General features: G+C 66.7%; 9 protein-coding genes. 6 read left to right on the forward strand and 3 right to left on the reverse strand.

The annotated features are described in order from the left end of the window. The 3 genes from WAL33_RS03160 to WAL33_RS03170 form a co-directional block, all read right to left on the reverse strand. A partial coding sequence (locus tag WAL33_RS03160; protein WP_422178398.1) for a DUF4880 domain-containing protein occupies window positions 1-236 on the reverse strand: 236 nt, incomplete at its 3' end. Further along, window positions 202-807 carry an RNA polymerase sigma factor gene (locus WAL33_RS03165; RefSeq protein ID WP_422178400.1) on the reverse strand — a complete coding sequence of 202 codons (606 nt, stop codon included), beginning with the start codon at window positions 805-807 and terminating at the stop codon, window positions 202-204. The genes WAL33_RS03160 and WAL33_RS03165, both read right to left, overlap by 35 nt. Before the next feature lie 73 nt (window positions 808-880). Then, entirely contained in the window at window positions 881-2,872 is a 1,992-nt protein-coding gene (locus tag WAL33_RS03170; RefSeq protein WP_422178402.1) for a calcineurin-like phosphoesterase C-terminal domain-containing protein, read from the reverse strand. Between the two features lie 339 nt (window positions 2,873-3,211). Here WAL33_RS03170 and WAL33_RS03175 point away from each other — a divergent pair, with 339 nt between their 5' ends. From WAL33_RS03175 to WAL33_RS03200, 6 genes are all read left to right on the forward strand, one after another. Further along, complete coding sequence (locus tag WAL33_RS03175) at window positions 3,212-6,187, forward strand: TonB-dependent receptor (protein WP_422178404.1); 2,976 nt, start codon at window positions 3,212-3,214, stop codon at window positions 6,185-6,187. Between the two features lie 137 nt (window positions 6,188-6,324). Further along, complete coding sequence (locus WAL33_RS03180; RefSeq protein WP_422178406.1) at window positions 6,325-7,080, forward strand: DeoR/GlpR family DNA-binding transcription regulator; 756 nt, start codon at window positions 6,325-6,327, stop codon at window positions 7,078-7,080. A 352-nt stretch (window positions 7,081-7,432) separates the two neighbouring features. After that, a complete protein-coding gene (locus tag WAL33_RS03185; RefSeq protein WP_422178408.1) occupies window positions 7,433-9,427 on the forward strand; it encodes a TonB-dependent receptor in 1,995 nt (664 codons plus the stop codon). Between the two features lie 316 nt (window positions 9,428-9,743). Continuing rightward, window positions 9,744-10,970, forward strand: coding sequence for a zinc metallochaperone GTPase ZigA (gene zigA, locus WAL33_RS03190; RefSeq protein ID WP_422178410.1), 1,227 nt, complete (start codon window positions 9,744-9,746; stop codon window positions 10,968-10,970). Between the two features lie 330 nt (window positions 10,971-11,300). After that, complete coding sequence (locus WAL33_RS03195; protein ID WP_422178412.1) at window positions 11,301-11,690, forward strand: MerC domain-containing protein; 390 nt, start codon at window positions 11,301-11,303, stop codon at window positions 11,688-11,690. A gap of 199 nt (window positions 11,691-11,889) precedes the next feature. After that, the gene (locus WAL33_RS03200) at window positions 11,890-12,288 is read left to right on the forward strand and encodes a hypothetical protein (RefSeq protein ID WP_422178413.1); all 399 of its coding nucleotides are present in this window, start codon (window positions 11,890-11,892) and stop codon (window positions 12,286-12,288) included. Window positions 12,289-12,382 lie beyond the last annotated feature (94 nt).

Genomic DNA, 12,382 nt, shown 5'->3' on the forward strand with positions numbered 1-12,382 from the left:
GCCTTCGCCGTGGGATGGGCGGCGGGCGCGAAATCGGCGCCCAGGCCTTGGGCGCGGTCGAGATGGGCGCTGACGGCTAGGGCCTTGGCGTAGGCGCCCGCCCGGCGCGGATCCTTCGCCGCCCAAGCCTCGAGAGCGGCCTGATCCTCGTCCGACAATGGCCCTCGATCGACGCGCGCGGCCCAGGCGGCCGCGGCGGCGTCAATTTCGGCGCTGCTTTCTCGGATCGTGGTCAACTTGGCTCGGGTCCTCGACGTCACGGGTCCTAGATGCCTGGAAGCGTCGGTTTCCGCCACGTCCCAATGCGTTCATCAGCACGCTGATGCCTTTTCCGACGTGCTTCTCGACAGTGTTCTCCGAAACGCCCATCCGCCGGGCGACCTCGCGCTGCGACAAGCCATGCACCTTGCGCAGGGTGAAGGCCTCGCGGCACTTGGCCGGCAGGCCGGCGATCAGGGCGGCGATGCGGCCCAGCTCCTGGCGGTCGGCGGCCACGGTCTCGGGCGAGGGCTCGGTGCTGGGCGGCTCCAGGCCCTCGGCCTCGGCCAGGGCCTCGAAGGCGACGATGCGGCTGCGGCGCAGATCGCGCAGCACCACCGACTTGGCGACCTCGAACATGTAGGTGCGCGGGGTCTGGATGTGGTCCACCCGCTCCAGGGCCGCCAGGATCGCGTAGGTCTCCTGGACGATGTCGTCGATCTCCAGCCCGGCCAGCGGCCGGCGGGAGAGCCACACGCGCAGGCCTGGCTCGTGCGGCAACGCATGGCGCGCCAGCCAGATCGCCCGCTCGTGGGTGGCCAAGGTCATGCGACCAGGGTGTTAGCGATGATTTGTGACAATCAAGGCCCAGCGCCCTGGTCCGGCGACATTTCGGCTCCAGCTACTGGTTTTTGAACTTGTTCCAGTGGTCGAAGTCGAAGGTGGGCTTCAAAGCGGCATGGCGGACTTCGAACACCAGGGTGTCGCGGGCCGGCTCGCCCTGGTCGCGGGCGACCGTGACGACGGCCGTATGCAGACCCTCGGGCAGACTGGCGGGCAGGTCGTAGCGCCAGATGTGCGGCGAATGGTCGGCGCGCGAGCCGCGCGGCTGTGGCGGCATCGGCGGCAGGCGCTTCTGGCGGCCCTGGACGTACCCCTGGGTTTCCGTATCGCCGGAACGGCTCTGGATCGCCGTGCGCGCCATGGTCAACTGACGCTGCAGGGTGAAGGGGTCGGAATAGGCGGATCCGCTCCGGACCCCTTCGCCGTGCATCTCCTGGGTGCGCGTCATGGGCGCCTGCGCCGCGCCGTCGATCGAGACCATGACCTTGGTCGTGCTGTCGCCCATCCAGACGTCGGCGGTGATCCAGCTCTGGCCGTCAAGGTCCGCCTGGTTCAGCATCTTCACGTCCGGCAGATCCTGGACGCTGAGCGGCGGCACCGGATCGCGGGTCTCCTCCGGCGCGTCGCGCCAAGCGAAGATCTTGTCGGCCCAGTCGCGGAAGCGCGGCGTGCTGACCGACAGCCACATGGCGCGCTCGGCAGGCAGTCCGCTGGCGCGGTAGTCCAGCGTGTAGTCGGCGCCGTTCACCGCGAAATCGACATAGCCGCGCGGCGAACCGTCGCCCTGCAGGCTCATGGGCGTGCCGTCGATGTCATAGTCGCCGCCCCACCAGTCGCCGGCCACCGCGCCGGCCACCAGATGGCGGAAGGGGATGGTCGAGACGCCGACCGTAGATTTCCAGCCCGCCATCGAGTCGCCCGCCGCCATGTTTTCAAGCGTGTGGCTGTGGCCCGTCAGCGACAGGGCCGGGCGACCTTTCACCAGGGCGTAGAGCTCGCCCAGATTGTCGGTTTGGTGCGGCTGGGACTCGCTGTTGTCGAAGCCCACGAACGGGATGTGGGCAGCGAACACCACCAGTTTGCTCGGATCGGTCGCCTTCAGCACGTTGGCGATGAAGGCCATCTGATCGGGCAGCAGGCGGCCGTTGTAGGTTTTCCAGTACTGCTTGCAGAATGGCCGCTCGCGCGCCTCGCGCGGATCCTCGCCGCAGGGGAACGAGACGTTGTCCAGGACGATGAACACCGCCTGGCCCATCTCGAAGGCGTAGTTGTTCGGGCCGTACAGGCGGCGCCAGGTGTCGGAGCTGTCGATGTCGTGATCGGCGTCGTGGTCATAGTCGTGATTGCCCTGCACCCACCATTGCGGAACGCCGACCGCGCCCATCACCTCGGCGGTGCGGGGGATCAGGTTCAGGTCGTCGCTGACGATGTCGCCCAACGCAAGCAGGCACGCGGGCTTGGTCTTGGCGTTCAGCAGCTCGCGGACCATGGAGTCGCGCACATAGCCGACCTCGATGTTGGAGGCCGGCTGGACGTCGCCCAGCACGGCGCACTCGAAGCGCGCGCTGGCGTCGCCGGGGATGATCGGGAAGTTGATCGCCGAGGGCAGGGGGCCGGTCGGCGGCAGGCCGCCGTAGCGCAGCGCCTTGGGCGAGCCCGCCGGCTTGTGCTGGTAGGCGAACTGCGGAATCCAGCGGCTGTCCGTGGGCACGCGCCAGCCGCTGGGCTGGATCACGAACACGGCCATGTCGCGGCGGACCGGCAGACGGTATCCGCCTTCGGGACCGGTCAGGACCACTTCGCGACCGTTCGAGACCTTGGCGCCCGGCACGCCCAGTTCACCCGCGTCCAATCGGCCATTGCGGTTGGCGTCGTCGAACACGGTCCCCGCGATCGTCTTGCCGTCGGATCGGGCGTCCCGACGCACGTCGACTTGCGCGAAATAGGGCGCGTTCGCGACGGTGGGCGCCGGCGCGGCCATGGCGACGCCGGCGCAGCCGCAGGTGATCGCCGCCCAGAGCATTGCGATCGGCAGAGAGGTCTTGGTCACGCGGGCGTTCCTTCTTGACGACGTTCGCAGGTCTGTCTGGCGGAAGTCCAAAACACCCTGATGAAACTCACGCGGAAGACGGTGCGCCCCACGCTGGTGAGCTTCTGTGTGGATTTCGCGGTGGTTTCGTCCAAAATCCCCACACAATGCAAACGAAGTTCTCGTGACAACCACGTAAAAACAACAAATGTCACGTAATATCCACATAACCGGCTTAAGGGAGTTGACGGCGAGGGGGCGGCCGCGATGGCGGCGCGCGGACGCTCGTTGGACACAATTTCTCTGGGAGAGTTCGGTGTGAGGCATCAAACAGCAGCCGGACGTCGCTGGCGCGGCGTTATGGCGCTACGCGCGCTGGCCTTGGTCAGCACAAGCATTCCGGCGGTCGCGCTGATGACGGCGCCGGCGGCGGCCGAGGACTATACCAATGTGCAGGCTTCGGGTCGCGTGCAGGCGGCCGACGGCAAGCCGATCGTCGGGGCGGTGGTTCGGATCACGTCGGAAACCCTGGGCGTGAAGCGCTCGGCCGTGACCAGCACCAGCGGCGCCTATGTGATCCCGCAACTGGCGCCAGGCGCCTATGCGGTGTCGGTGACGGCCGACGGCTTCGACGCCTATACTGAAAGCGGCGTGCTGATCAGCCGTTCGGGCGCGTCGAACCTGTTCACCCTCGCGCCGGTCGGCTCGGTCGAGGCCATCGAGGTCAAGGCCGGCCGCACCCGTACGCCGGACTTCGAGATCACCACCACGGGCGCGGCCATCGAGATCGGCGAACTGGCCGAACGCGTGCCGGTCGGTCGCTCATTGCGCGACATCGCCCTGATGTCGCCGGGCGTCGTCCAGGGCTCGTCGTCGGCCAACGGGTCCTTCGCCAACCAGATCTCAATCTCGGGCGCCAGCTTCATCGAGAACGCCTTTTTCGTGAACGGCCTGAATATCACCAACTTCCGGATGGGCCTGTTGCCCGTCGAGGTGCCGTTCGACTTCTACAAGTCGGTGGAGGTGAAGACCGGTGGTTATCCCGCCGAGTTCGGCCGCTCGACCGGCGGCTTCGTCAACGCCATCACCAAGTCGGGCAGCAACGAATTCCACGGCGGTGTGACCGCGACCTGGGAGCCGGGCGACCTGCGTGACAACGCGCCCAACACGTTCAAGAACAATTTCGAGGACTCCACATCCAGCCGCGAGGAATGGGTGGCCGAGTTGGGCGGACCGATCATCAAAGATCGCCTGTTCTTCTACGGCCTCTACAACCAGCGCAAGCTCAACAGCTTCACGCCCCAGGCCACCGGTTCCAACGCCACGCGCGTCAACGATGACGCGCCGTTCTGGGGCGGCAAGCTGGACGGCTGGCTGACCTCCAGGCAGCACCTGGAGTTCACCTATTTCGACAGCACCAAGGACGTGCGTAACCGCAGTCTGAACTATGACCGCGCGACCAAGACGGCCGGGGCGGAGACGGGCGGCACCAACCAGCGCTCGGGCGGCGAGAACTATATCGGCCGCTACACCGGCACCTTCACGCCCTGGTTCACCCTGTCGGCCGCCTACGGCGTCAACCGGTTCCGCGACGGCCAGTTGCCGTTGGACACCACTCACGAGCAGGTGGTCGACTATCGAACCGACACCGCGGGCGTCAATATCGGCCTGAACAAGGTCACCGACGCCCAGTCGTTCAACGACGACAAGCGGACGTTCTATCGCACCGACGCCGACTTCAATTTCGACCTGCTTGGCGCCCACCACCTGCGGGTCGGCTACGACCACGAGGAAAACACGGCCACCCAGTTCTTCGAGACGATCGGCCGGGGCGCCTTCAAGCTGTATCGTTCGACCGGTTCGGACCAGAGCAACCTGCCGGCCGGCGTCGAGTATGTGACGACCCGCGTCTATCGCAACAGCGGCAGCTTCAGCACCGTCAACCAGGCCTTCTATGCCCAGGACCAGTGGTCACTGTTCGGCGATCGCCTGCAGGTCGAGGCCGGCGTGCGCAACGACCGCTTCGACAACCGTAACGCCGACGGCTCGACCTTCTACGATCCGGGCGACCAGTGGGCGCCGCGCCTGTCGGTGTCCGGCGACCCCTTCGGCGACGGCAAGTCCAAGCTGTACGGCTTCTTCGGCCGCTACTACCTGCCGCTGCCCAGCGATCTGTCGCTGAAGTTCGCCGGTTCGCTGGTCACCTACACCCGCTACAATCGTCTGGACGGCGTCGGCGCCAATGGTGAACCGAGCATCGGCGCGGCGATCACCACGGCCAACGGCGTCACGGCTTGTCCGGACACCAGCGTGTCGAACTGCCTGGTCTCGGCTTCGGGCTTGGTGGCCGACACCGCCGAGTCGATCGCCCACAATCTCAAGCCCCAGTCGGCCGACGAATTCGTTGTGGGCTACGAGCGCCGCTTCGGCGACCTGATCAAAGTGGGCGCCTACTTCACGCACCGCGAGCTGAACAGCATCGTCGAGGACGTCGCCATCGACACCGGCGCGCGCGCCTACTGCGTGAAGGCCGGCTTTACGGCGGCCCAGTGCCAGTCCAGCTTCGGCGGCGGCCGCCAGTGGGTGATCGTCAACCCGGGTGAGGACGTCACGATCCGCCTCAACAGCCTGCCGGACGGGACAAAGCCCGTCGTGACGCTGTCGTCTGCGGACCTGACCTATCCCAAGCCCAAGCGCGACTACAACGCTCTGACCGCTACCTTCGACCGCGCCTTCGACGGCAAGTGGTCTGTGTCGGGCTCGTACACCTGGGCTAGCCTGAAAGGGAACTACGAGGGCGGCGTGCGCTCGGAGAACGGCCAGACGGCGATCAACACGACCGCCGACTTCGACTCGCCGGGCTTCCTGAACGGCGCCGACGGCTATCTGCCCAACCACCGCGCCCACACGTTCAAGGGCTACGGCAGCTACCAGGTCAACAAGTGGCTGACCCTCGGCGGCAACGGCTTGGTTCAGTCGCCGCGCAAGTACAGCTGCATGGGCATCGTACCCAAGGCGGTCGACGCCACCGCCTACGGCTACCAGGGGTACGGCTTCTACTGCCAGGGCAAGGTGGTGGAGCGCGGTTCGGCGTTCGAGGGTGATTGGCTGACCCAGTTCAACGCCAGCGCCGTGCTGAGCCTGCCGACTCCGGACGACCGTTTCGACGCCTCGCTGCGACTGGACGTCTTCAACCTGTTCAACTCGCACGCGGTGACGGCCTATCACGAGTTCGGCGACGTGGGCGGCAGCGGCGTCGCGGACGTCAACTTCCGCAAGCCGGTCGACTACCAGACCCCGCGTTACGCGCGGCTCCAGTTGCGCGTCGCCTTCTAGCGACGCGCGCGTGCCCCGGCCGCGGTCTTTCCCCTCGCGGCCGGGGGACGTCCTTCCTGAACCGGGACTCAGGTCATAATGTCCCGCGACCAGGGTCGGCGACTTGCAAGCCGTCTACCGACAACAACGGATCGATGATGCTGAAGCGGTACGATCGTCAGCGCGACATACTGAACCTGCTGCAACCCAACCAGACACGCGCCATCGCCGACATCGCCAAGGCGCTGTCGGTGTCGGAGGAGACGATCCGCCGCGAACTGCGCGTGATGGAGGAGTCCGGCGCGATCATACGACTGCACGGCGCCGTCCGCCTGCCGCCTCAGGAGATCGAAGGCCCTTTCGATCTGCGCATGCAGACCAACATCGCCGCCAAAACCCGCATCGCAGAGGCCGTGACCCGGTTCGTCTCGGACGGCGACACCTTGTTCCTCGACAGCGGCTCGACCTCCTGCTTCGTGGCCAAGGCGCTGGGCGAGCATCGCCAGCTGAAGATCATCACCAATTCTCTGGCGGTGGCCCATGCGATCCGCAAGGACCGGGGTCATACGCTGTTCCTGGCCGGCGGCGAGATGAACACCGCCTACCAGTCGTTCTCGGACAGACATGCCCAGGACTTCGTCAGCGGCTTCCGGCCCAGCCTGTCGATCCTGACCGTGGGCGCCGTGCATGCAGAGCACGGCCTGATGGATCACTCTCCCAGCGAGGCGATCATGAGCCGCATCGCGTACGCCACGGCCAGCCGCGTCCTGCTAGCCGTCGACCAGGGAAAGTTCGGGCGGATCGGCCTGGTGCACACCGCGTCGATCAAGGACGTGGACATCTTGATCACTGACGCGCCGCTGGCCCCGGCGTTCCAAGAGGCCTTCTCCCATGCCGAGGTGGTGGTCGTTTGAGTTGAGGGGCGCCCAAAAGAGGCGTCTCGTTCGGGAGGGCCATTGAACGTCCGCTTTCTGGCGATGGCTCAATGTCCGCTGCTGGCGCTGCTGGCGCTGCTGGTTCTAACAGCGGGTGTCTGGGCCGGGGCGGCGGCCAACGCGCGCCGCAGGAGAGGGTGAGATGAAGAACCCTTTTGCCGCGGACGCGCCGTGGCGATCCGCGATCGTCTGATCGATGAGGCGGAGCGCATCAGTTCCGTGATCCAAATGCATCACTCGTTCGATCTTCGCGCCGCGCCAACAATCTCGCTTGGCTAATGTTATGCTATAACATACTGGGCTGTGGTTCGCTTTTTTTGGGAGAAGCCACATGCGGCTGCGTTCGATGTTGTTGACGGCGTCCAGCGCCGGGGTCGTGCTGGCGTGGGGCGTAAGCGCCCAGGCCCAGGACCTGGGCCATTCGGTGTCGGAGGTGGTCATTACCGCCTCGCCGCTCAGCGGTGATCCGGACCGTTTCGCCACGATCGTCGAGCAGGTCAATCGCGATCAGGTGCTCGCCAATGGCGGCGCCAGCCTGGCCGACGCCCTGCGCAACGTCCCCGGCGTGGCTGGCACGGGCTTCGCGGCCGGCGCTAGTCGCCCAGTGATCCGCGGCATGGACGCCCAGCGCGTCAAGCTGGCTGAGAACGGCCTGTCCAGCTCGGACGTCTCGGACGTCGGCCCCGACCATGGCGTGCCGATCGACCCGCTGGCGGCCCAGGATATCGAAGTGGTGCGTGGCGCGGCCACCCTGCGCTATGGCAGCCAGGCGATCGGCGGCGTCGTCAACGTCATCAACAACCGCATCCCGATGAAGCCTATCGACGGGATCGGCGGCGAAGCCACGGCCGCCTACGGTTCCAGCGCCAAGACCGGCGAGGGCACGCTCAGCGTCGATGCGGGGCAGGGTCCGTTCGCCGTGCACTTCGACGGCTTCGGTCGCCGTTCCAGCGACTACGACACCCCCGAGGGCGAGCAGTCCAACTCGTGGTTCCACGGCAACGGCTATTCGGGCGGCGCGTCCTATTTCTTCGGCGACGACAGCCGCGTCGGCGCCAGCGGCACGCACTACAAGGCCCGCTACGGCATCCCCGCCGAAGACACCTTCATCAACATGAAGCAGGACAAGGGCGCGTTCGGCGGCTCGTTCAAGTTCGGCGACGGGGTGCTGCAGCGCCTCAACGTCGACGCCGGCTATGCCGACTACACCCACAGCGAGATCGATCCGGCCACGGGCGAGGCGCTGTCGACCTTCAACAACAAGGAGTGGGATGGCCGCGCCGAGGCGCTGTTTGGTCAGACCGGCTTCCTGTCGGCATCGGCCTTGGGCGTGCAGTTCCAGGATCGCAAGTTCAGCGCCCTGGGCGAAGGCGCCGACTATCTGCTGCCGACCCATACCGTCAGCACCGCCGGCTTCGCCTTCGTCGAGGCGCCGATCGGTCCCCTTCAATTCCAGGGCGCGGCGCGCGTGGAGCATGTCCAGATCGACGGCACGCCGGCCTCCGGCGTCGAGACCCGTAAGAAATACACGCCGCTCAGCGTCTCGGCCGGCTTCACCTATCAGGCGTCCGACGCCCTGCGGCTTGGTCTGACCGCCGCCTCGGCCGCGCGCGCGCCGGCCCAGACCGAGCTCTTCGCCATCGGCCCGCATGATGGTCCGCTGACGTTCGAGACCGGCGATCCGAACCTGAAGATCGAGCGCGCCAATTCGCTGGAGGCGACGGCGCGCTACAAGATCGGCAACGAGGGCCGGATCGAGGCCTCGGTTTGGGGCGCACGGTTCGACAATTACATCTTTGGCGGCCTGACCGGTCGGATGTGCGACGAGGACGGCGTTTGCGAAGTCGACGGCGCTGGCGAGCTGAAGGAGCTCAACTACGGCCAGCAGGACGCCAAGTTCTGGGGCGTTGAGGCCAAGGCCTTCTTCCCTCTGGCGTCGATGGGCGGCGGCAAGCTGTCGGGCCAGGTCCTGGGCGACTATGTTCGGGCCGAGTTCAGCGGCGGCGCCGGTAACGTGCCCCGCATCCAGCCTGGCCGCTTCGGCGGTGGTCTGGAGTGGGACAACGGCACGGTCGACGCCTCCTTCCTGATCTTGGCGGTCTCCGAGCAGGATCATGTTGGCGTCGCCGATCTGGCGACCGACGGCTACACCTCGGTGGACGCCCAGGTGCGCTGGAAGCCCTTCAAGGCCAAGCCGGGGATCGCCCTGATGCTGGTCGGCCATAACCTCGCCGACGAGACGATCCGCAACGCCACGGCGCTCAACAAGGACGAAGTCGTGATGCCTGGTCGCGACATTCGTCTGGTGCTCAGCGCCAAGTTCTGACGAGACAGGCGTCACGGGTTCGCCAACCGGCCGGCTCGTGACGCCGCCTTCGCCTTTCGAGCTGGAAGATCCGCGTGCGTCGATCGCTCGGCGTGACCGGCCCTGGCGGCCGGGCGAGACCCAACCCTGCAAGGTCACGCTTGCCGGCCGCCGCCGAACACGAGCAACAGACGATGATCGATGCGGGGGAGGGCGCCGAGACGCCGCGCGGCGGGACCTGGCGGGTTAAGCAGGTGTGTTATATTATAACAATAACTCTTGCTGAGAGCGGCGGCGCCGAGTATAAATGTTATAATATAACATTTTAGGTGTCCCGATGATCGAGGTTCCAACCGCGCCGCGTCCCGAACGGATCGATAGGCGCCTGCCGGTCACCGTGCTGTCGGGGTTCCTGGGTGCGGGCAAGACCACCTTGCTGAACCACGTGCTGGGCAACCGCGACGGCAAGAAGGTCGCGGTGATCGTCAACGACATGAGCGAGGTCAACATCGACGCCACGCTCATCGCCGAAGGACGGGCCGACCTGTCGCGCACGGATGAGACGCTGGTGGAGATGTCCAACGGCTGCATCTGCTGCACTCTGCGCGAGGACCTTCTGGCCGAGGTTCGCCGCCTGGCCGCCGAGCGGCGCTTCGACTACCTGCTGATCGAGTCCACGGGTGTCTCCGAGCCGATGCCGGTGGCGGCGACCTTCGACTTTCGCGACGAGGCCGACCAGAGCCTATCGGACGTAGCGCGGCTGGACACCATGGTCACGGTCGTCGACGCCTTCAACTTTCTGCGCGACTACGCCTCGCGCGACCGACTGGCCGATCGCGGCGAGACGGCGGGGCAGGGCGATGATCGCGCGGTCGTGGACCTGCTGGTCGAACAGGTCGAGTTCGCCGACGTCATCGTGCTGAACAAGACGGACCTGGTCTCGACTGAGGACCTTGGCCGGTTGCGCGGGATCATCGCCACGTTCAATCCGGAGGCGCGGATCATAGACGCCGAGCAGGGCGCGGTGGCGCTGGACGCCGTCCTCGACACCGGCCTGTTCAGCTATGAGCGCGCCCAGGGCGCGGCAGGCTGGCAAAAGGCCCTGATGGGCGAGGTCCTGCCCGAGACCGAGGAATACGGCATAGGTCACTTCGTCTACCGCGCGGCCAAGCCGTTCCATCCGGAGAAGCTCAAGGCGTGGATGGACAGGGAATGGCCCGGGGTGATCCGCTCCAAGGGCTTTTTCTGGCTGGCCACGCGATACGATCGGGTCGGCGGCTGGAGCCAGGCCGGCTTGGTCACCCAGTGCGGGCCCCACGGTCGCTGGTGGGCCACCGCGCCGCGCGAGCAATGGCCCGACGACCCGGCGTGGCGGGGTGCGATCGAGAAGGTCTGGAAGCCCAAGCACGGCGATCGGCGCCAGGAGATCGTCCTGATCGGTCAGGACATGGACCACGAGGCGCTGACGCGCGGTTTCGACGATTGCCTGCTGTCGGACCTGCAGTTCGGCTTCGGACCCAAGGCCTGGAGCAAGCTCCCGGACCCTTTCCCGTCATGGGACTAGCCGCCAGCGCTGGCGTCCTGCCCGATGACGGGGAGCCGAGCCCGGCCTGGGTGGCGTCGGTCATGGGGCTCAGCCTAGAGGACGCCGAATGGCTGCTGGTCCTCTACCGGTTCGCCCCGCCGCAAGCCTTTGGAGAGGGCGAGCCGGGCGAGGGACCCCGGTGGGTTTATTTTTTTTGCGAGCCGCTGTGACCCTGCCGGACGCCTTCGAGACGAGCAGCCTGTTCGACTGAAGCCCTGAAACCCGATGAGGCCGCCTATTGGATCGTTCGCCGGGCTTCGCGAGGTCCAGGGCGACGGCCGATGTCTTCAACTGGAAGGAAGGCCTGCGATGAAAATGACCCTGGCGCGCGCCATGGACGCCTCGGCGATCGGCCTGTCGGCCCTGTGCCTGGTCCATTGCCTGGCCCTGCCGGTTCTGGCCCTGGTCCTGCCGTTCCTGGGCGTGTGGGCCCATGCCGAATGGGTGCATGTGGTGTTCATTTGCGCTGCGGCGCCGATCGCGTTGATGGCGCTCATGGACTGGCGAACGCTTCGGCCGCACGCCTGGGCGCTCGTCGGCCTGGCGGCCCTGGGCCTTGGCTTGATGCTGGCCGGCGCCCTTGAAGTTCCGTCGGCCGGGTGGGAGCGTCCGCTGACGGTGATCGGCGGGGTCATCCTGGCCACGGCCCACATCCTCAATTGGCGCCGCCGCCATGGCGATCACCATGCGTGTCCATAACCTGGCGCCCACAGCATGTGACTTTTGAGTTCCGCAGGCGGGCGACGGCTTCGACCTTGGCCCTTGGCTGCCTCATCCGTTGTCGCGACGGCGCTGATCGACGGGCGGCCGCGATTGGCCCACGGCCTCCGACTGGACAGGAACCTTGGTTGGGCGTAGGCGAGCGCCCATGGGACTGGGGTGGTCACGATTGACTCGGATGCAGGCGCGCCTTGGCGCGCTGCTGACGGTCTGCGCGATCGCCGTGCGGGTCCTGATCCCGGCGGGCTACATGGTCGCGCCGGCCCACGGGCAGGGCGGTCTGCCCGCCATCGTCATCTGTACGGCCCAAGGCGCCAAGACCTTGGCGGTCGACGCCAGCGGCGCTGTCCAGAACGATCAAGGCGCGCCCAAGCCGGCTGACGGCAAGGCCAATCGCGATCATGGCTGCGTCTTCGCCGGCGCCGTCACGCCATTGCCGGTTCCCAGCCTGACCCTGGCTCGCGCTGAAGCCTTCACCACCCTCTGGCAGATCGACCTTCTGGTCGCCCATCAGCGGCCCGGCTTGGGCCTGGCCGCTCCGCCGCCTTTCAAGACTGGCCCTCCCTCCATCGTCTGACGCCCATCGCCGCCGGCCGCTTCGCGCGCCGGCCCCTTGACGTTCGACGATTGGAATTTTCATGTCCTCCATGCTTTGCCGCGCCGCTTCGGCG

Source organism: Caulobacter sp. (assembly GCF_049283275.1).
Classification (GTDB): domain Bacteria; phylum Pseudomonadota; class Alphaproteobacteria; order Caulobacterales; family Caulobacteraceae; genus Caulobacter.